The organism is Mesotoga sp. HF07.pep.5.2.highcov, assembly GCF_003666285.1.
GTDB lineage: Bacteria > Thermotogota > Thermotogae > Petrotogales > Kosmotogaceae > Mesotoga > Mesotoga prima.
In genome coordinates, this window is record NZ_JFHJ01000613.1 from 1 (window position 1) to 20,973 (window position 20,973).

The 20,973-nt window shown below is 43.0% G+C and carries 20 protein-coding genes; 4 read left to right on the forward strand and 16 right to left on the reverse strand.

Annotation, left to right across the window (positions count from 1 at the left end):
- From BG32_RS13100 to BG32_RS13125, 6 genes are all read right to left on the reverse strand, one after another.
- Window positions 1-239: PhoU domain-containing protein (locus BG32_RS13100; RefSeq protein WP_147435040.1), on the reverse strand; the 239-nt coding region annotated here is incomplete at its 3' end.
- A gap of 15 nt (window positions 240-254) precedes the next feature.
- On the reverse strand, window positions 255-1,007 hold the full coding sequence (pstB, locus tag BG32_RS13105; RefSeq protein WP_099771202.1) for a phosphate ABC transporter ATP-binding protein PstB: 753 nt from the start codon (window positions 1,005-1,007) through the stop codon (window positions 255-257).
- Window position 1,008: 1 nt separating this feature from the next.
- Complete coding sequence (gene pstA / locus BG32_RS13110) at window positions 1,009-1,845, reverse strand: phosphate ABC transporter permease PstA (RefSeq protein ID WP_099771203.1); 837 nt, start codon at window positions 1,843-1,845, stop codon at window positions 1,009-1,011.
- Window positions 1,839-2,717 carry a phosphate ABC transporter permease subunit PstC gene (gene pstC / locus BG32_RS13115; RefSeq protein ID WP_099771204.1) on the reverse strand — a complete coding sequence of 293 codons (879 nt, stop codon included), beginning with the start codon at window positions 2,715-2,717 and terminating at the stop codon, window positions 1,839-1,841. Before pstC ends, pstA begins: the two co-directional genes overlap by 7 nt.
- Before the next feature lie 15 nt (window positions 2,718-2,732).
- Entirely contained in the window at window positions 2,733-3,557 is an 825-nt protein-coding gene (locus BG32_RS13120) for a PstS family phosphate ABC transporter substrate-binding protein (RefSeq protein ID WP_014731434.1), read from the reverse strand.
- A gap of 269 nt (window positions 3,558-3,826) precedes the next feature.
- On the reverse strand, window positions 3,827-4,876 hold the full coding sequence (locus BG32_RS13125) for a metallophosphoesterase (protein WP_099771205.1): 1,050 nt from the start codon (window positions 4,874-4,876) through the stop codon (window positions 3,827-3,829).
- Window positions 4,877-5,204: 328 nt separating this feature from the next.
- On the opposite strand from BG32_RS13125, the gene BG32_RS13130 reads away from it, so the two are divergent.
- Complete coding sequence (locus BG32_RS13130) at window positions 5,205-6,137, forward strand: magnesium transporter CorA family protein (protein ID WP_099771206.1); 933 nt, start codon at window positions 5,205-5,207, stop codon at window positions 6,135-6,137.
- Here BG32_RS13130 and BG32_RS13135 read toward each other — a convergent pair.
- The 5 genes from BG32_RS13135 to uvsE form a co-directional block, all read right to left on the reverse strand.
- Window positions 6,130-7,029: a glycosyltransferase family 4 protein gene (locus BG32_RS13135; protein ID WP_099771207.1), complete on the reverse strand. Its 900-nt coding sequence runs from the start codon at window positions 7,027-7,029 to the stop codon at window positions 6,130-6,132. The genes BG32_RS13130 and BG32_RS13135 overlap by 8 nt on opposite strands.
- The gene (locus BG32_RS13140; RefSeq protein WP_099771208.1) at window positions 7,026-8,189 is read right to left on the reverse strand and encodes a DegT/DnrJ/EryC1/StrS aminotransferase family protein; all 1,164 of its coding nucleotides are present in this window, start codon (window positions 8,187-8,189) and stop codon (window positions 7,026-7,028) included. The genes BG32_RS13135 and BG32_RS13140 overlap by 4 nt, the downstream gene beginning before the upstream one ends.
- Window positions 8,189-8,728: a hypothetical protein gene (locus tag BG32_RS13145; RefSeq protein ID WP_099771209.1), complete on the reverse strand. Its 540-nt coding sequence runs from the start codon at window positions 8,726-8,728 to the stop codon at window positions 8,189-8,191. The genes BG32_RS13140 and BG32_RS13145 overlap by 1 nt, the downstream gene beginning before the upstream one ends.
- Window positions 8,725-10,596, reverse strand: a complete 1,872-nt coding sequence (locus tag BG32_RS13150) for a nucleoside-diphosphate sugar epimerase/dehydratase (protein WP_099771210.1) — start codon at window positions 10,594-10,596, stop codon at window positions 8,725-8,727. Before BG32_RS13150 ends, BG32_RS13145 begins: the two co-directional genes overlap by 4 nt.
- Window positions 10,597-10,672: 76 nt before the next feature.
- Window positions 10,673-11,569, reverse strand: a complete 897-nt coding sequence (gene uvsE, locus BG32_RS13155; RefSeq protein WP_099771211.1) for a UV DNA damage repair endonuclease UvsE — start codon at window positions 11,567-11,569, stop codon at window positions 10,673-10,675.
- Between the two features lie 76 nt (window positions 11,570-11,645).
- Here uvsE and BG32_RS13160 point away from each other — a divergent pair, with 76 nt between their 5' ends.
- Window positions 11,646-12,251: a GerMN domain-containing protein gene (locus BG32_RS13160; RefSeq protein WP_257211836.1), complete on the forward strand. Its 606-nt coding sequence runs from the start codon at window positions 11,646-11,648 to the stop codon at window positions 12,249-12,251.
- Between the two features lie 157 nt (window positions 12,252-12,408).
- Here the strand turns inward: BG32_RS13160 and BG32_RS13165 are convergent, their stop codons facing one another.
- Together BG32_RS13165 and BG32_RS13170 are read right to left on the reverse strand one after the other, a co-directional pair.
- Entirely contained in the window at window positions 12,409-13,041 is a 633-nt protein-coding gene (locus BG32_RS13165; RefSeq protein WP_099771213.1) for a hypothetical protein, read from the reverse strand.
- Between the two features lie 254 nt (window positions 13,042-13,295).
- Entirely contained in the window at window positions 13,296-14,639 is a 1,344-nt protein-coding gene (locus BG32_RS13170; protein WP_099771214.1) for a transglutaminase-like domain-containing protein, read from the reverse strand.
- A gap of 423 nt (window positions 14,640-15,062) precedes the next feature.
- Between BG32_RS13170 and BG32_RS13175 the strand changes: the two genes are divergently transcribed.
- Window positions 15,063-15,533, forward strand: coding sequence for a peroxiredoxin (locus BG32_RS13175; RefSeq protein WP_014731444.1), 471 nt, complete (start codon window positions 15,063-15,065; stop codon window positions 15,531-15,533).
- Window positions 15,534-15,705: 172 nt separating this feature from the next.
- On the opposite strand, the gene BG32_RS13180 is transcribed toward BG32_RS13175, so the two are convergent.
- A complete protein-coding gene (locus tag BG32_RS13180; RefSeq protein ID WP_099771215.1) occupies window positions 15,706-16,260 on the reverse strand; it encodes a hypothetical protein in 555 nt (184 codons plus the stop codon).
- 377 nt (window positions 16,261-16,637) lie between these two features.
- Between BG32_RS13180 and BG32_RS13185 the strand changes: the two genes are divergently transcribed.
- Window positions 16,638-16,985, forward strand: coding sequence for a hypothetical protein (locus BG32_RS13185; protein ID WP_099771216.1), 348 nt, complete (start codon window positions 16,638-16,640; stop codon window positions 16,983-16,985).
- Here BG32_RS13185 and BG32_RS13190 read toward each other — a convergent pair.
- Complete coding sequence (locus BG32_RS13190) at window positions 16,977-17,642, reverse strand: prolyl oligopeptidase family serine peptidase (protein WP_099771217.1); 666 nt, start codon at window positions 17,640-17,642, stop codon at window positions 16,977-16,979. The two genes, BG32_RS13185 and BG32_RS13190, sit on opposite strands and share 9 nt — an antisense overlap.
- 437 nt (window positions 17,643-18,079) lie before the next feature.
- Window positions 18,080-19,186 carry an N-acetylglucosamine-6-phosphate deacetylase gene (gene nagA, locus BG32_RS13195; RefSeq protein ID WP_006488012.1) on the reverse strand — a complete coding sequence of 369 codons (1,107 nt, stop codon included), beginning with the start codon at window positions 19,184-19,186 and terminating at the stop codon, window positions 18,080-18,082.
- Window positions 19,187-20,973 lie beyond the last annotated feature (1,787 nt).

A 20,973-nucleotide genomic window follows, 5' to 3' on the forward strand; every position in this document is an offset into this window, starting at 1 on the left:
TCCTCGGCAAGGGGTTGAAATCGTCCGATATAGTTGCATATTTCTGTATCCATTTCTCTCTGAAGCTTATCAATCACTTCATCATTTTCAATGACTACTCTTGCGAGGTCGCCATCTAATCGATCAAGAGAGTCTATCGCTTTCAAAAGACTCGATCTCACGTTCTCCATCATATCTGACAACATAGATTTCAATCTGTTAAAGCCTGCTTCCAGATGCCTCTGCCTTTCTGGTGTCATCTCAACCAACTCCCGTTAACTGAAGATTCCTCTCAGGTACTCGCTTGTTCTTTGATCTCTAGGGTTAGAGGTTATCTTCTCGGTAGTGTCAAACTCAACGAGATCACCCACGTAGAAGAACATCACATAATCCGAGATCCTCAGTGCCTGCTGAAGGTTATGGGTTACTATAATAATAGTATACTTTTCCGAGAGCTCTTCTATAAGAGTTTCTATTCTCTGTGTAGCAATTGGATCAAGAGCACTTGTAGGCTCATCGAGAAGCAGAACATCCGGTTCAACGGACAGAGCCCTCGCTATGCAAAGTCTTTGCTGTTGACCTCCCGATAGATTTGTTGCGTTTTTCTTCAGCTCATCTTTGACCTCATCCCATAGGGCTGCCTGCTTTAGTGACTTTTCGGTTATCTCCCTAAGTGTCTTGCGGTCCTTGATTCCGTGAATTCTCGGCCCATAAGTGACGTTTTCCTGGATCGTTTTTGGAAATGGGTTTGGCTTCTGAAAGACCATTCCCACGTGTTTTCTTAGAATGACCGGGTCCATATCGAGAATCTCGTTGCCGAGAAGTTTTACCGATCCCGTATGTCTGTAGGAAGGTATCAGATCATTCATGCGGTTTAGAACTCTAAGAAAGGTAGATTTTCCGCAACCGGAAGGGCCCACAACCGCTGTTACCTTCTTTTTTGGGATTTCACAGGTCACGTCCTTAAGTGCATGTTTATCACCATAATACACGTTGAGCTTTTCTATTTTGAAAATTGGTTCGTCCATTTCACTCCTCCAGTTTCTTCGATTCTATTCTCCTTCTGATTGCGACGCTGACGAACAAAGTTATGACGATTATCAGCAGAACGGAAATACTTCCCTCAAGCTTTGGAGTCACATTCTCGGGATAGATTGCCGAAAGCACGAAAATGTGTGTCGGCAATGACATAGCCGGCTCAAAGAGACCTGAAGGGTTTCTAGTAATATAAAATGCGGCCCCTGTAAACAGCAAAGGAGCCGTCTCCCCAATTATTCTTCCTACAGCTATCATAACTCCTGTTAGTATCCTCGAGAAGGAGGCTGGAACAACGATTCTGAAAGTTGTCTCAGCCTTATTCGCACCAAGTGCCATCGATGCTTCTCTGTAAGATTTCGGAACTGCAGCCAGGCTTTCATGGGTATTTGAAATGATGTAAGGAAGTGACATTATTCCTAAAGTAAGACCCCCCGAGATGATTGAGGTTCCGAATCCAAAAGTGATCGAAAAAAGCGACAGGCCAAACATTCCAAAAACAACCGAAGGAATTCCTGCAAGAATGTTGTTAGCAGTTAAAACTAGACGCTGAAAACGATTCTCTTTGCTGTACTCACTCAAATAGACGGCTGATAAAATACCAACCGGCACCGAAAAGAGCAGTGCTATCGATAGAAAATAAAACGTTCCCAGTATTGAAGGCCAAATTCCTCCTTCCGTCATCGAATTTTTCGGGAAGGAGACCAGAAATTCCAGGCTAATGTCATCAAGTCCATTTACAACAAGGAAACCAATTATAGCTAGTATAACTGCAACCAGTGTGTACGATATAATTCCGAAAATCAATTTGGTTATTCGGTCGATCAGCATCTTCTCATTCCCCTCTTAAGACGCATTGCTATAACTGTGAAGATCAGGGAAATCCCTAAAAGAACAACCCCAATCATGAAGAGAGCGTAATAATGAGTGCTTCCAAGTTCAACTTCTCCCATTTCGCCGGCGATTGCTGCGGTTAGAGGTCTAACTGGATCAAAGATCGACTGGGGAATCATGGAAGCGCCGCCTGCGACCATCAGAACAACCATTGTTTCTCCTATTATTCTATTTGCTCCAAGTATGATCGCATTTAGGATCCCGCTTCTAGCTTGTGGAACAATAATGCGGAATACTGTTGAAGTTGTGTTGGCTCCCAGTGCTAATGAGGCCTCTTTTTGATCTACAGGAACAGCTTTCAATGCATCTTCGATAAGAGTTACGAAATATGGCATAGCAAGTATAGAGAGCATGAGAGAAGCGTTGAAAATATTCAGTCCCGTCCACACTTTCATCGGGAAGAGCTCCATTAACCACCTTGAGACATACTTGAGCCCGAAACTTCCAAGTACCACAGATGGAATTCCTGCCATGAGTTCAAATATGAGTTTTAGAAAGTCGTGCGCCTTCCTGTGGCTGAACTCGGCAAGAAATATGGCCGAAACAAATCCCAACGGGATAGATATTGCTAAGGTCAACCCTGTTACAGCCAGAGTGCCCGATAACAGAGCGAGGATGCCATATTCGGCATCCTCGTAAGTTGGGTACCAGCGAGCGCTGAAAAAGAACTCCTCGAATGATATCTTTCCGAAAACTCTTACCCCATCTGATATGAGAAAGAAGAATATTCCGAAAAGAATTGCTGATGTAATCAAAGCTGCAGTCGTTACCAGTACTCTCGACGAAAGTTCAAGTCTCCTTCTTCTCAACTCGCCTCATCCAATCTATTTCGTTCCGTAAGCGTTTACATAACCCACACTTAGAACAGCTGCCTGCCCTTCCGGTGATAGTGCATATCTCAGGAATTCACCAATAACTCCTGTAGGGAGTCCATTGGTTGCATCGACGAACATGAACAATGGTCTCGATATCGGGTATGATCCTGCATTCACGTTTGCTACAGTTGGTTCAACGCCTTCAACTGTCAGGGCCTTTACCTCTTCCGTGATGTATCCCATTCCAATGTAGCCGATAGCATACTGATTCTGCATAACCTGCTCAACTTCGGCTCTTGTTGATGCCAGCTGTTGAACCTGAGGAGCGAATTTCTCACCCTTCATTACGTGTTCGACGAAGTACTCGAATGTTCCAGATGCATTGTCTCTTGACAGAGGAACAATTCTAGCCTTTGGCAGAGAAGAGTCAATCTGATTCCACGAAGTTATCTTTCCCGAGTAGATATCAAAAAGCTGTTGAATGGTTATGTTGCTAATCCCGAGGGACTTGTTTACGATAATCGCTATCCCGTCATAGGCGACAACATATGGTATGAAGTACTTTCCATCACTGTTCATCTGTTCAATTTCCGAGGCCTTGATCCATCTACTGGAATTTGCAATGTCGGTCTGTCCGTTGAATAAGGCCTTGATACCCGTCGAAGACCCGGCGCCTTCGATAGATATCTCAACATCAGGGTTCATTGCCTTGAAACCTTCTGCCCAGAGCTGCGCAACTGGATAGACAGTGTTGGAGCCTTTAATGACAAGTGTAGAACCTAACATAGTGCCAGCCAGTAACAGGATTACGATAAGTACACCAAAATTCTTCATACACACACCTCCTGAATTTATTTCCACGATTAGTTTATACATGTAGGGTGTTATTGGGGGATTATTTGAGTTTGCTAAAAGTTCAGCTTCTTGACATTCTGATCAGAAGAAGATTACAGACGACTGGTGAAGGCCGGCATGAAAATGCTGAAGTATTCAGTGAATGATGAGCACATAAGATCCTTATTGAGAGAGGATTCTATAGGATGAAAATGAATATTTCCCGAAGATCAAGTATTTTAAATTCGATGAACTGCTATAAAGATCAGTTAATTATGTTTTGGAATATAGAAACTGTCCAGAATAAGGCCCTCCGGGGTTTTTGAATAGCCGTACAGACCTTCTAGAGTATAGTTGAACAACATATAGTGGAAGGCTTTGGCGGAAGCGACTAGACTCTCGCCCCGGGTGATATCGTAAAGCGGAGCACCGCCGCCAGCCGTAATAACATAGGTTACGCCGTTTCTCTCAATTCTCTGATAGCCATGATCATGGCCGCTAAGAACAAGATCGACGTTGTAGTTTTCGAAGACAGGAACCAGGTATTCCTTTAGATACAGATGGTCTCCATGAGAGCCGTAACTGTACGGAGGGTGGTGTAAGCAAACTACTATATGTGCAGGATCTTCTTCTTCCGCCTCCTCCAGCTGTGTTAGAAGCCAAACGTATTGCTGTGAATACTTATCGAAGGCTTCATTTGTGTTCAAAAATATGAAGAAGATATCGCCGTACCATAGGCTATAATATCTTTCATTTCCTGGGAAAGCAAAGAATTTCAAATAGTTTATGGCTTCAGACTCGTGGTTTCCAATAACACTGTAGAGTACACTGTCAGATAATATTTCGGTGACTTCGAAAAAGTTTATCCATTCTTCAATAGCATCGTCGGTCGAGACGATATCACCCGTGTGGATTACTAGAGGTACGTTTTCACTAGCTATTCCATTGACTATCTCAGAATGAACGACATAGTTGTTTCTACTATCTCCGTAAGCTGCAAAACTGAATGGTGTGTTTCTGTTAGGTGCGGTTGTCAGTATCCCGTTGCCTTTGTAAATGACTTCTCCATCCTTTTCACTCTTAACAGTGTAAGCATAGCTCATTCCAGGAAGGAGTCCAGATACCCGGAATCTGTGAAGAGTCACTTTCTCATCTGAATGAATAGATTCATTGGAGCCATCGTAGACTATTAAATAAGAAGTTGAGGGTTCCTCAGTGAACCAGCTTACGGTAACTCCATCGCGCGAAATATCGTTCAAATAGACTGAAAAAACCTGACCAATTATCAGAAGAAACAGAAGAAGCATATATTTTTTCAACGCGCTCACCTCCTTTATGGTGTCGTGGGATCTGCGAATAAATGGACACATAATGATTATAACGGAAAAAGAATCTTGATTCTTATTGAGGGGGTTTTTGAAATCTCGTCCATTGATGGATGACAAGATACAAGAGAAGTGTTGGAATAGCTTTTAGCGGTGAAAATAACGGTGTTCAACTGCGTTATGATATAATCTCAGAGCGGAGGTGAGTGATATGGAATTATACAGTAGTGAGAGTGAACCGCCACTTTGATTTGATTCGCCCGTTGAGACCTCCTTCTAAGTGACAAAAGAAAGATGAAGTACTTAAAAAGGGGGGACCGATGTGCGCGAGATTTTGATTTCCGAGAATGGAAGAATGAATACATTAGATTCACCAGTAGAAGGTTGCTGGATCAATGTTGTATCGCCAGATAGTGGAGACATCGCTTTTCTTAAGAGTTTAGAAATCGACGAGGATTTTGTGTACGATGCTTTAGATCAGGAAGAAAGGGCAAGATTCGAGCAAGATGAGGATTTAATCTACGTGATTACCAAACTGCCATATTTAGATACTGCAGACGAAACCGTTCCATACAAGACGACGACTCTCGGAATTGCAATGAAATCCGGTTATTTTGTCACGATAAGCAGTTCGGAAAACGCAATTGTATCGGACATAGTCGAAGGACGGGTTAAGGATATTTCCACAAAGAAACGAAACCGCTTTCTTCTTAGAATTTTTGACAGAGCAACTGTTTATTACCTGAGGTATCTCAAGGAAATCAGGAGACTGTCAAATGAGATCGAGTCCGAACTACACAGATCTACCAGGAATCAAGAGCTTGTGGCGATGTTGAATCTCGAAAAATCTTTAGTTTTCTTCACGACATCTCTTAGATCAAACGAGTTAATGTTTGAGAAGCTCAAGAGAGCAAACATACTGACGCTCTATGAGGAAGATGAAGAGCTATTTGAAGACATCTCTATCGAGAATAGACAGGCAATCGAGATGGCAAACATTTACAGCGACATTCTGACGGGAATGATGGATGCCTTTGCTTCTGTGATCTCCAATAATCTCAACGTAGTAATGAAGATATTAACGATAGTGACGCTCTCTCTTCAGATTCCGACGCTGGTAGCGTCGATCTATGGAATGAATGTTAAACTCCCCTTTATGGAGAGCAGTACGATTTTCTACTGGTCTATGGGTTTGTCGGGACTTGCTGCCTTCCTGGTTGGTTTTGTACTATTCAAGATAAGATGGTTCAAGTAGTAGAATGAAGTGATCCCAGGGAAAAAATCTGAACTAGTGAAGCCGCCAAAAGAACAGGGGGGATGAATATTACAGGAATAAAGACCCCCACAAATGCGTAAGAGAGCGCAATGCCTGTTGAAATAAGGAGCGTGACTCTCTTCCTGTTTTTGGTAAGTCTGAATATCTTATCGTAATAGTGGTCACGATCACCTGTAAAAGGCGATTTTTTTGCGAGAGATCTTCTTAAGAATCCAACGAAGAGATCGAGAAAAACCGGCCAGCAAATCGCCGCAATTCTGATGAAATTCTGAGTCCCCCAAGATTGAATGAGCAATATTCCGACAAAGGAACCTGCGATATACGATCCCTGATCTCCCATGAAAAGTCTTGCAGGTGGAAAGTTAAAAATTAGATATCCGGAGTAAACGCCCGCAATTGCGAGGGCTATCTCAGGAACGAATCCCGTGAAATATGCAAACACTGCAAATACGATAACATTTGCCGAAGAAATTCCATCAAGACCATCTACCATGTTGTAAGCATTAACCATGCCTGCAAAAACCACCGAGAGAACGATCGAATCTAATGTAGAAAACCCAAAGATGATGAAAGACACTGCAAATCCCACAAGAATCTCCAATATTAATCTGATTTTCGGGGAAACACCTCTTATGTCGTCAACAAAGCCCAGAGCCCACATTATCAGTATTGGCGGAAAGAACTCTGGATTCCGAAAAAACCAAGGAATCATGGCAAGAAATATCCCCGTTCCTCCCATGAAAGTAATTGGCCTTTCATGAGGTTTTAGAACACCAGAAGGCTTATCCACGAGCCCAAGCCTCATACCGATCTTTCCAAAAATGAAACACAGTAGTGCGGAAAGAATCATGGCATAGAGGTACGACATCATCCAGCGAACTCCACGGCTTTTTCAATAGTGTAAGAGACAAACTGCATCTCTTCTTCACTAAGATTGTTGAAGAAAGGAATTGCGACCGTTCTCTTGGCTAACCTTTCAGTTACCGGAAACATACCCTCTCTGTATCCGAAGTCTTGCATATAAAATGGCTGAAGATGTATAGGTCTGAAGTAATCCCGGCACTGGACTCCATTCTCTGTGAGATATCTCATGAAGCTTTCTCTATCTATCTTCTCGTCTAACTTTATAACATACACAAACCAGCCTATGCTCGTAGCGTAATTTGCAATGAAAGGAGTTTCTATTCCACTGATGTTTGACAAAAGCCTTTCATAACGGTCAGCAACTCTCTGGCGTTTTTCAAGAATCTCATCAATTCTTTTCATTTGTTCCACGCCAAGTGCGGCTGACATTTCATCCATCCTGTAATTATAGCCAAGTCTTACATGTTCAAGCCAGTTTTCGGAGACTCCTCTTCCTTGATTTCTCATGCTCTTAGAAAGTTCCGCAATATTGCTGTCATCGGTAACAATCATTCCGCCTTCTCCAGTTGTAATCTGTTTGTTTGGATAAAACGCAAATGTGCCGGCAAGACCGAAACTCCCTGTCTTTCGTCCCATGAAAGAGCTCCCCAGCGCCTCACACGAGTCTTCAACGATTTTTATCCCGTGTTTGTTGCAGATCCCCTCGATTCTGTCCCACTCAAGTGGATGGCCAAAGATGTCTACTGCCATAAATATGTCCGGAACAAATGAGTCTAGTTTGATAGCACCTGTATCCAGACCATCTCTTGAGTAGTTGGCCAGGGCCTCTTCCAGAGTTTCCGGAGATACGTTAAATGTCGACTCTTCAATATCTGCGAATATCGGGATGGCTCCTTCGTATAAAGCAACATTTGCGGAGGATACAAAAGTGAAAGGGCTTGTGATAACTGTTTGACCCCTCTTCAGGTCCAGAGAACGAATCACCAGGTGAAGGGCGCTGGTTCCGCTGTTTACTGCGACGGCATGTTCAACACCGATATATTCCGCGAAGATTCTTTCAAACTCTGTAACCTTGGGGCCAATAGATAAAATGCCTCCCGTCATCAACTCCGTAACTGCCGAAATTTCTCTTTCTGTAATGTCAGGTCTTGAAAGGGGAACGAACATTATTTCACCTCCTGAGGAGATCTTGAAAATAAAGAGAGCAGAAGTCCTAACATAAATGACCAAAGTGCAGCGAGACCTATCTGGAAATCCTTTGGCAAAGCGAACGTAAGCGTGTGAGCTGGAATCCAGAACCAAATCAAAGAAATAAGCGCTTTGTCCAGGTTCTTCCAGTTGACTGTTTGAAGTACTAAATTGTCGAGCAGCCTATGAAAAAGTACAAGAAATACACCAAATTGAAGATTCATCGAAAGTGAGCGTGCAAAGGCATTGAGCAAGAGGTTCTCGACGAAAAAGCTCGGTAGAACTCCATTGATTACAAGAGCAGAAACGAAGCCCTGGTAACCAATGAATGCGATCTTTATGAAGATAGCTAGGAAAGCCCATTCCAGGGCCTTCATGAAAGCAATCCTTGGCGGAAACGGCGTCTTGAAGCGGGCAATCTTCGCACTGACAAAATCGCCAAGAGTTCCAAGAATAGAGAACTGAATGATTGCTGATAAGAAAGGGAAATCTCTAACGAAATCGACATACCAGTTCACTTTGAATCACATCCATCATCTATTCTGGCAGTTGAATCATCGACTATTTCAGAAGTTATTCTGTTCAATTCCTCAAAGTCGCTCTCTTCAACTGCGGTCCTCAGTCTGGAAACTGTCTTAAGCAGAGCCTCTTCATCCATCGCTTCATTCATCTTGAGACGGAAGATCTTTGGATGTTTAGTCTGAATTAATTCTTCATTTGTGAGGACTAATTCTTCGAAGAGCTTCTCGCCCGGTCTGACACCTGTGTACTTTATTTCAATTTCCTGATGGGGAATATATCCGGCAAGGGTAATCATCTCGTTTGCGAGGGATGAGATTTTGACAGGCTCCCCCATGTCAAGCACAAAGACGTCTCCATCTCCGGAAAATGCCCCCGCTTGAAGAACTAACGTCACCGCTTCCGGAATTGTCATGAAGTATCTTGTCATTCTAGGATCTGTAACGGTAACGGGCCCACCGGACTGGATCTGTTTCTTGAAAAGAGGCATCACACTTCCACGGCTTCCAAGAACGTTCCCAAACCTGACAATTCCGAATTTCGTATTGCTTCTCGATGAAATGGATCTCACGAATTCCTCTGCGATTCTCTTTGAAACACCCATGACAGAACTTGGCCTTACTGCCTTGTCTGTCGAAATAACGACCATTGTTTCGACTCCAAATTCATCGGCCAGACTCGCAATATTGTAAGTGCCAAGTGAGTTGACTCTAAATGCTTCTGTTGGGTTCTCTTCCATTATGGGAACGTGCTTGTGGGCAGCGGCATGGAAGACGACCTGTGGCCTCATCTTATTGAAAATGTATCTCATTCTCGACCGATCGGCCACGTCGCCAATTAGTTGACTGACCTTGAGATCAGGAAACAGAGAGCCAATCTCCTGGCTGATTTCATAGATGCTGTTTTCCCCCTTTCCGGCGAGCAAGAGCCTGCCGGGTCCAAGAGGGGCTATCTGACGGCACAACTCACTCCCAATGCTTCCTCCAGCACCGGTTATGAGCACAGTTCTTCCAACAACATAATCCTTGAGTGAGTTCAGATCTATCTGAACGCTTTCTCTTCCAAGCAGGTCTTCGATGTTTATCTCTCTCAGATATCCAAGTTTCGCCTTTCCGTCCATTATCTCCGTAATGCTTGGAAGAGTCTGAGCCTTGACCTTACTTACATCGATCTTCGAAAAGATTCTTCTCAATGTGCTTGCATCGGCAGAGGGGATTGCAATGATTACCTTTCGGACTCCCATTTTCTCTACGAGCGGCATAATCTCATCAGTATTCCCCAAAACGGGAATTCCACGAATTCGTTTTCGAAGCTTTTTCGGAGAGTCATCTATAAAACCCACTACCAATCCATTTTCAGGATGGCGCGACAGTTCCTCCGCAATTGAGGTACCGGCATCTCCTGCCCCTACTATGAAGACCCTTTCTTCGGAAGAGACAATCGGATGATTTCTACTCAAGATACTGAGCCAAAAAAACCTCGACCATATTAAGAGAAAAACGGAGATAATTGCTGCCATCGTCGAGACTGTGAAAGGCACCGTGAGAAATCTTATTTCAAAGAGGTTGAGAAATCGACCTGCAAGAAATCCGATTGCATAGCCAACGATAACAGCTCGGAGTATTATGAAATAATCTCTGAAGTAACTGTAGCTCCAGGCGATTCTATATACACCGTTTAGTATAAGAGAAACGACAATGAAAGCGCTGAAATAAATTCCATTAACGAAAAACTCCGGTTCATCCAGAGTGAAAATACCGTATCTGAAGTACATACCTAGTATGTATGCAAAATATACTATCAATGAATCAACTACTAGAAGCAAAAGATTTCTCTTGAAGCCGGAAAGATCACTGAGTTTTGTCAAACTCTTCACCTCATGGAGATTCTAGCACAATAGACTCGAAGTAAAAATTCGCCTCCATCTTTCTTTTACACTGGATTCAGTTAACCTGGAACCTTTCGTCTTTGCGCGTAACACGGATAGCTGCTTCTGCCGACTTTTCCTTGTCTTTTATCTCAAGCATGATGTCGAAATTGTAGGGGCGACTTTCCTCTAGAAAAGAAGTGAAATTGTGTAGATCGATGCTATCTGTATGTCTTCCCTTTCTCGCGCCTTCTTGTTGAGTGCTGTAATCAACAACTGGAATTCCATCTTCATCTGACCACGTTGATCCGGATAAACTAAGGGAATCAGCAAATGAAATTCCATCTGAAAGAATTGAATGATGAAATACATCAAGGAGAATCGGAATACCTGTCTTATAATTAATCGCCATACAGTCCGAGAGCGAGTATAATCTTTCGTCGTTTTCGATCACGAGTCGCTCCTTTATAGCTTCAGGAAATGCGTTGTACCTGTCTATGAATCTCCTGGAGGCTTCCTTCTTATCTCCGTAAACTCCGCCAACGTGAATCTGGATTTTTGCACTGCCGTCTAGCTTCATGAGATCGAGAATTTTTGCGTGATAAAGTAGTTCGGCGGTACTATTGCTTACAACATCAGACCTGGGAGAATTGACCAAGACGAATTGATCGGGATGCATCGATACTCTCATATTGTAATTTTTTATCCTATCGCCTATGCTCTCGAATCTACTTCGAAAAATATTTTCCCACTTTGCTTTGCAGACTGGGTGAGAAGCAAATGGAATTAGGTCCGATGAAATCCTAAAGAAGAGAATGTCCTTTTTTCTGTTGTATTCTAGTATCTCTTCAAGGCAATCAAGATTGGCAGAGACAGTCTTAATCAGTCTCTCTTCACTGTATGATGCCAGTCTGAAAGTTTTCGCAGAGGTGCAGCTGCGAGTTGTGTTTATGCAAGGATACCCTATCTTCATGCATAACCTCCTAATAATAGTATTTTAGCGGAGTTTCGGGCGAAGAATGTATAATTGATTCGATACTGATTGAGAGGTGAGGTATTTGAGAGTTAAGAAGCAACAGTCTTTCCCCATCACCAGAGTTGTCCTTGTTGCCTTTCTTGTGATTTCAGTTCTGCTTTTAGTGATTCTTATTTTCCATCTTTTCAGGGTGAAAAGCCTTGAGGGCAGGGTAGCAAACCTTGAAAAGCATCAGGCCGCTCTTGAGATGGAGATTAGTGCGGTAACCGGTGTTCAGCGAACAATGAGTATAAATCTCTATTATTATAACGAGCTTCTCGATAGACTGATGAATGACGAAGTCATCTGTGATACAGGAGCTGTAATACCTGTCCAGAGAACGATTCCATATTCTCAGTCACCAATTAACGATGCGCTGCGTTTGTTGTTAAGGGGAGAGCTTACTAAGGCCGAAGAAGACCTGGGTTTCAAGACAGAATTCCCCGGCAGAGAACTGCAATTTCTTGGAGCCAGACTTGAGAACGGAGTTTTGTTCTTGAAGTTTTCAGATCCTACCGGGTTTACTTCAGGCGGGTCTTGCAGGGTAAATCTCCTTAAAGCTCAGATAGAAAAGACAGCTCTTCAATTCGACTCGGTGAGCAGCGTTGAATTCGAGCCAATCGATCTCTTTCAACCCTGATCTTACATTTGATCTTTGAATAGTAATTTACACTGTTGCAATTTGCAGAGTAGTTGACTTTAACAAAATCTCGTGGTATAATATTCATTAAGACGTCCGAACGAAATGGGCGTTTTTCTTTTTACCTTACACGATTACTAATCTTAAGCTTCTTTTTTCAGAGGAAAACTAACAACACCAGAGCGGCAGATATTGCTCCTATGATACCCAGCCCGTACAATTCCCATTTGGCCAGTCCCTTTAAATAGTGAAATGATCTGATCTCTCTTATCCATCGTGGTACCGCAATTATCTGGGAAGCGGTAAATTTTTCCTTCTTTCCAAACGTTATCCATGCTCTTCCTGGATCTTCAGCCTTCACTTTGATAGAATAGATCCCTTTCTTAGCTAGTGTCGAGTCATGTCTTACGTATAGGTATGAATAGGTATCACCGAAGAACTCATACATTATTTCGGGTTCTATACTTTCAAGAACGAAATCTTCGACGATTTCTCCATCAGGATCATATACTGTGAGTTCTGGACGAAAGTCCATTGTGGAATCCATGCCTTCAATTTCCTTTGGTACTCCAAAAAGCATGTGGAAGTGCTGACCGACAAAACCTTCGAATACGAATGTGATTTCCTCTGCTGCGGAGAAGACATAATAAAAGATCTGTGACAGATCTATGTCCCTTACAAGGAATGCACCTTTAGCAAAGTCATCGGATGTTAGGAAGGCCGGTACATGGGCGAATGCTGAAACTGCAAAAATAACCAACAAAGAAAGCAGGACGAATTTTTTCTTCATGGAATGCCTCCTTTGTAGTAATCTATTTAAATAAGTCTATCAGTATTCAAGACATTTTCTCTCATGCTGAAACTATATGGACAGAAAAACAGATTTGCGCCAGTTCAAAATGATCGGTTTCCGATAGCTATCGAATAATCGCAGCATTTTTATCCTTTCAAGGGCTGACGAAAAGATTGTTTTGGCGATTTCATAAACTGATAACAGCGAGAGAAAAAAAGATCTTTCAGAGTGATCTCCGTTTTCAGCTTTTGTTACGTTAACCTTTCAAAAGAGAGTATTTCAATAGAGCACTCCCTCTCGTACGATCTCAAGGCTCTCTTTTCTGTCTCGATTTCTCCCACCTGATTGTCATATGGATCAGATCTGAAAAATCTCTTAGCCGGCAACAGGGGTGCCATAAATTCTGAATTCGAGATCATTCTGTACGCATCTAGATTCCCGAAGTAGAACTCTCTATAAGCAGGGATATCCTTTCTTGATCCTCCGAAGGAACAGTCGGCTGGAACCCACCCAAAAGGTTCGAACCAGAACAAAGCCCAGTCGTGAGGGCTCGCACCTTTTGGAGATGCGAACCATCCTGATTGCCATCTAGCGGGTATTCCCTTTATTCTGCAAAGTGTGATAAACAGCAGAGCTTTTACACCACAATCCCCCCTGAGATTGGTAGCGGCAAATTCCGAAAGATTTGGATAAAGGGCATATTCACTCATGAATGTATATTTGACATGCTCGCATATCCAGTCATAGAAACTCTTAGCGATGTAGTAGGGATTGGTCTCTTTGCCAGAGATTTCATCGGCTAGAGATCTCATAAATGGTGAAAATACGATATGGGGCGCTCGTTCAATCAAATAGCTTTCAAATCTCTTTTCATCGGGATGTGTGCATCTGGAAGGATCGAGGGAAGTCGATATTTCGGAGATTTCGTACTCAAATTCGACACTGAAAACGGTATCTTTTTTTGCATCTGACTCCATGTATACGGTGCGTTGGGAGTAATCTGCCGGAGACAGGAAATAATCGTGACTTGTGTTGAGGATCTTCGTTGAGGAAACTTGTTCTCCATTTCTGGATACTGGCAACCAACAGCGGAAAACATTTTCCTCAGAGCTTTGAACATTGATTGACGATCTAGCATTCACTTTGAATTTTGAGGGTTCTCTAGTGCTGATAAGCCTGTCTATTTCTCTGTGGAGGAGCACCCTTATTTCGTCTCGTTCGTTATCTTTTTGCTTCAGTCGACTACCATATTCCGGCATAACGAATAGAAGATTCTTATCGAATCTTTTTTCGAATCTTGCCTCACCGTCGAGAGTCATTGAGTCTAGTTGCTTCGCTTCACATAAACCTTCAAATTCCTCTCTGGTGAAGTTGTCTATAGAATTAGATAGAATCTCAAATGCCTGTGAATTAGTGTATGGATAATTGTCCTTCAGTCTGAGAATTCTTTCCTTTTCCCATAACAGTCTTCTTGTCATAATAGAAGGAAGATAGCTTTCAAGCTCATTATCGATTTCTTTTATAGCCCCTTTATAGTCTCCATTGCTCTCAAGCAAGCCGATCTTCTCAGGAAGTTGAGCTGCCAAAAACTCCATTCCTTTCACCCCTTATCTTCGTAATCAAAGAGAGATCTCAAAATGATTATATCAGCAAGAAGGGCTACGAAAAAAAGGCGGCCTCCGCCTGGAAGCCGCTATTCTCTTAAGATATAAGGGGTGGAATTTTCTCCACTGCTAGAATATGTGCAAATCCATGCCATGAATCTTTCTTCAGAAGATAATCTGACAACACCAGTAGAGAAAAAGACTTCGATACGCTTGGAGTAGGTTGTACCTGCAATTTTCCGGGAGTCTAATTTCTAATGAGCACAGCACTGTCGTTTTGCAAGCAAAGAGGACAGGGCTGAGAATTCTAAGTGCTTAGAGTAATTTGCCCTATAATCAAAATGAGTGAAACGGGGCTCCTTTCTTGATCCTGATGGGGCGTTCTTGACATCCGAAAAAGGTGGAGGTGAAATAATGGCCGAGATTTCTCTGGGCAAGAACGTACCGGACTTTTCATTACTTGATCAAAACGGCAATGAGATATCGTTGTCCCACTTTTCCGGGAAGAAGATTGTGCTCTATTTTTACCCAAAAGATAACACTTCCGGTTGTACGCTCGAAGCAGAAGGCTTTAGAGATTTGGCGAGCGAGTTCGAGGCTTTAAATACAGTCATAATTGGTGTTAGCAAAGATAGTCTGAAATCCCATCAGAGCTTCTCGTTGAAGCTTGATTTGAACTTTTCTATTCTGAGTGATGAGAATGGAAGGATTCACGAGATGTTCGACGTGATCAAACCGAAAAAGATGTACGGTCGTGAATATATGGGAACAGAAAGATCGACTTTTGTAATTAATGAAAACAGAATTCTCGCAAAAGAATATCGAAACGTTAAAGCAAAGGGTCATGCCGTAGAAGTGTTGGAGTTCATCAGGAGTTTAGAGTGATCTAGACAATGAGGTTGTAACAGGTTTTTGCCTGGACTTTCTCAAATCCATCTTCAAGATAAAGAGAAAGGGTGATCTCGTTTCATGTATTCTCCGAGAGGACACTTCCAAGGCCCAATTCATAAGAAAGAGCCAATGTTTTTCTTAACAAGAGCTTTCTAAAATCCTGCCCTTAAAAGCCTGGCAGTAACGCCAGAGGACCTATTTCAAGGAGTCTTTCACTATTGATTTCCGAAAAGAAGAGGCCTACTGGTTCATTTTCTTTATATAGCAGTTGAATCCCTGAATCTGGAACTGTGCTAATTGACAGATTGCTTCTTAACCAGTTCGGGTCAATGTCGAAATGGCCCGCTAGTTTGGCGAAAGCAGAGTTGATTATTTTGCAGAAAGTCTCTCCGTGTTTCTCCAAGTCAAATGTGGTGAAATCGATTTCCTCGGGGGTTTCTAGAGAGCTGCTAATTAGCCTTCTCTTAAGGACGAAGGAATATCCCTCAACTTTGAAACCGATTTCCTTTAGAATGGATTCGACTGGTTTTCCTAATGAAACAAAGAGATAGACCTCGTCTATTCCAGAGATTTTACTTAGTAATGGCGTAAGTAGTGATCTATAGGCGTCCGTCATCGATGATTTGGAATGAAGAATCATGAATCTTCCCTTTCTTAAACTCCTATATCTTCCCTCAAGAATTAGAGAGGCAGCTCCAATAACTTCATCATTTCTATCCAAGAGAATTACTGAAGGATGATCTTCATCTGCGACAAATGTCTCTATGGCAAAAAAGAATCGTCATGCTCTGGATGAATTTCCTGCAGTAATCGATAAAAGCCTCTTTCGATAATTCATCTATTAACTTGACCATTTTAGCCTCCACAATTTGAATTCACAGAATACTCTATTACAAGTGAGGAGAGGTGAGAAATTAAAAGAGCGATTGCCAACTTCTTCTGGAAGAAACAGAGATTCGTTGTTGCTTATGAGAAATGGATCTCATATGTCTTCTGTTGGAAGTTTTCGGCGAAAGTATTTCTCTATTAAAGGGCAGGCAAAACAATCAGTGTATAATTACATTACTCAGATAAGAAGTAACTTGAGGTGGTGATTTAATGGGTTTTGCGGCAAGGAGAAGCAGAAGGCCCAAAATAGGACTCATAAGAAACAACTTCATAAGAGCATCGGTTTTACTCGGAATAGTAACTCCCGTATCGATTTATGGAATCACGAAATTCTTTGGAGCAAGAGAAAGACTTGAAGGGTTTGGGTGGCTCCTGATAATGCTGATAGCGGTTTGGATATTGGTAGCAGTGATCTGGGTTCTTTCACTAAGAGTTTATTTTGAGGCTCGTAAACAGATTGTCAGGAGCAGGAGAGGTTTTAGAACTGGAAATCTCAAACCATCCAGAATGATTCTCAACAGATCTCAGGTAAGTTCCATAAGAACGAAGTCAACCTAGTTTACGCTTGCTCATGAACCATTCATAAAGTTCCGGATCCGAGTAAGTCTCTGTCCATGAATCATGGCCTGCATCGGGATAGATCTTTAGCATTGCGTTTCCTCCGGCTTCCTTCAAAGTTTTCACAAGAATTCTGCTCTCTTCAACAGAGACAATATTGTCTTTTTCACCGTGAAAGGCCCAAACAGGCAAATCCTTGATGTCGATCACTCTTTCCGGGAACCCCAAAATCCCTAATCCTCCGCCACAAATTGGAGCTATGGCGGAAAACAAATCTGGGTACTCAACTGCCATATGCCAGGTTCCGAAACCTCCCATAGAAAGGCCTGTGAGATAGATTGCTGAGGGATCGACTCTGTACTGCTTAATGATCGATTCTAGGAGAAATCTGAGGTCCTGAAGTCTGTTCAGCCACCAATCATTTTCCGGACATTGTGGCGAGACGGTTATGAAAGGAAAATCGCTCATTTCGCTAACCACTCGTGGAATTCCGTGCTTCTTCAGTAGCTCCAAATTGTCTCCCCTCTCACCCGCTCCATGAAGAAATAGAATAAGCGGCCATTCAGTATCTTCTTCGTTGTATTGTAAGGGGAGTGAGAGAAGGTAGTCCAGCTTCCTTTTGAGTGAATAAGCGATGGTTGATTTATGAAGCTCCATTTTTCGCACCTCCTTATCAGACTTCAACCTACAGCATATCATTATCGACAGAGAATTCTCTGCATAAACAATAGTCGTGAGTCTTCTTGAAGAAATCAGTCCATTCTCCCAAATAAGAGGATATGTATCATTCTTGCCACAGTGATCGTTGTTAACTTATCTTAGAAAAAGCTTGCAGACAGTAGGAGAGTTACTCTGGCAGTCCGGATTAATGAATAGGGTCAAGCTCGTAAATTCTGGTGAAGTGGCTCTGTCAATACAGCACCAGATCCTAGTGGAATAGTTTGGAAATGCGTAATGAATCTTAATTAAATCTACTCAATACAATGCACGTTCGACGAGAAAAGTCACTATAATCTTCTTCTTAAAAATCTTCAAAAATCAGAGAGCCTTTCTTTTGGGAAAAGCTACCCACTCTGGCTTTCGCGATCTCATAGCTACTTGGAAATGAACACAGATTTGCCAGCTAGAATCGTTTCTTCGACCTCCAGTTCTTTGCTAAGCAACACAATATCGGCAATCATGCCCTCTTTGAATCTTCCCCTGTTGGAGATGCCAAGATTCTTAAGAGCGTTGTAGGAAGATACTTTCGCCAGTTCTTGAAAATTGCAGCCAGTCCACCTCTTGAAATTTCTTATTGCTTTGTCCATTGTCAGAGTACTTCCGGCTAGAGTCCCGTCTTCAAGTGTTGCAACATTGTCTTTTACTTCTACCCTTAGACCACCGAGATCGTAAATCCCATTATCCAAACCCGTTGCATCAAGAGAATCGGTAACAAGAATTATCGCTTCGCTTCCACGGATTTTGTAGACCATTTCTACGAATTCAGGCGTGGTATGAACTCCGTCGACAATCATTTCGAGATTCAAAGGAAGCAGGAATCCCGCTCCAACACAACCAATCTCTCTATGGTGAAGGGTGTTCATACCGTTGGGGAAGTGAGTCATCCTCCTGGCACCTAACTTATAAGCAGCCTTGATCTGGTTATAAGTGGCGTCTGTATGTCCGATCGAGACAGTGATTTCTCGCTTTATTATCTCGGGAAGGACCTCCAAAAATCCTCCAACCTCGGGGGCCATCGTAATTATCATAACTACATCTGAAAGCACAGAATTTATCTCTGATAGTGTTGGCTGCCTAATTGCTTCCGGATTTTGAGCACCTTTCTTCTTGGGGTTAATATATGGACCTTCGAAATGCACTCCGTGAACCACCGTTCTTGACCTGTCGGAAATGTATTTAGATACAAGATCTGCAACTCTCTTCATTCCTTCCTCGCTAGCAGATACTGTGGTTGGGAGAAGGTAAGTCACACCATGAGATTGAGCAAATTCCTCCCACTTTTCCAACCCTTCATGGTTCATTGTCATGCAATTTATTCCAAGGGCGCCATGCGAATGAGTATCAACGAAGCCGGGCATAGCTATCGATCTGAAATCTCCTCCGGTCTTCTTGATTGATTCGATTTTGCTTCCAGAAATCCTTACATCTGCTGTGTATTCACCATCTATTGGATCAACTACGAGAATTCTTTCCAGTTCCATTCAAGGTCATCTCCTTTCACAACTCAATTATTACACCTATTCTTCTTCAATACAATTTCTGTGTTGAGAAAGCTCGTCTGTCAAGAGGAGATGTGTTTTTTGGCAACCATGAGATTGAGCATTTGGCCAAATAAAGGGGAGATCATGATCGCGGGTAGTAAGTAGGCGGTAGGAATAGGGACAAAACAGATTCGTCGAGGAGAACTGTTATTCAAGAGAGAGGATTTGTTCCTCGTTCTTGCCAAAACGCGACGAGGTTCGAGGTTGGGGTGTGCCAAGAAGGCGAAGAAGGAAACTTCAAGCCATGCTTAATTGAAGATGAGGGAGGGCCCCTCGAAGCCGCCATGCAGGTGGAGGCTTCAAACCGCCGTAAGCTGCTGTGGTAAAGAGCCATGGTAGTGAACGTTACGGGAAAAGGCGGGACAGTGATCCCGTCAGGTGAGTACCAGAGGAGACGAATACAAGTGAACCGAAATAATTCGTCATCTGAACTTGTTTCAGCATCCAGGCAAGCTTACCGAAAACATCACATTCCGTGACAGCGTCCAGTAAATCTTAAGAACACAACATCCCGTCATTCTGAACTTGATTCAGAATCTCGATGCTCTCTTCTTGAATGTCAGTAGCGAGCTTACTTAATAGCCCTTAAGAAAAAGGTTTTCTTTCTTCTTCTCACAACTTGCATCTAGGAACTTGCATCCGTTCTTCTCTGAGAACGGAGAACCGCTCAACGGTCAACCGTTTCTCTTGCTCTTACGAACCCACTATCCCCAGCCACGTCTTCTTCAGAAGTGCAGATCCCGGATCAAGTCCGGGATGACAGAGTGAGAGGCTTTCACAAACCGCCCGGACAACTTTCTCAGTTGCATTGAAACCCTGAACTGATTACCGGTTCTCTTCACGAGACCCCAGACCCTGTAATCGATACCCCGCGCTCCGCGTCATCTGAACTTGTTTCAGCATCCAGGCAGGCTTACCGAAAACATCACATTCCGTGACAGCGTCCAGTAAATCTTAAGAACACAACATCCCGTCATTCTGAACTTGATTCAGAATCTCGATGCTCTCTTCTTGAATGTCAGTAACGAGCTTACTTAATAGCCCTTAAGAAAAAGGTTTTCTTTCTTCTTCTCACAACTTGCATCTAGGAACTTGCAACCGTTCTTCTCTGAGAACGGAGAACGATTCAGCGGCGATCCGGTTTTCAATCGCTCTTTCCAATCACCGGAAACGGTTTTCAGAAGGGCAGATCCCGTGCAGACCCATCACGGGATGACGGCGTGGGGATATAATGGGATGACCCTGAACAGAGTCCCCAAACAGGAGCCCCAAACAGGACCATTTTGGGGCAGGCTCATTGAGGCAGCCTTACGGGTGCTGAAGTAAGGAGTTTGTACTAGTGGCATGCGGTGATAGCCTTCTCTTGTATCGCGTCACTCTGAGATGATACTGCTCAGAATCTCACTCTTCTAGTGAGTGAGCCAACTCTCGAAAATGCTCTTTCTCGTGTTACTCGATCTCATCGGTAAACGGAGAACTGCCTTCCACAGTGATCAGCGGGTTATTGATTTTAACGGTAAAGCGTCTCTTAGGATCGAGATGCTGAAACAAGTTCAGAATCACGGATCGTTGTGTTCATTAGAATTACAGGATGTTGTCATTCTTTGTCGATTTTGCACTGGATCTTATTCTCTGACTTTTTTTCAGCCTCCTGGCCGTAAGCGCCAGCATCACTTCCCTGGATGTCCTTCCGGGCATCACTTCCTCGCGCCAGCGAGCCTCACTTC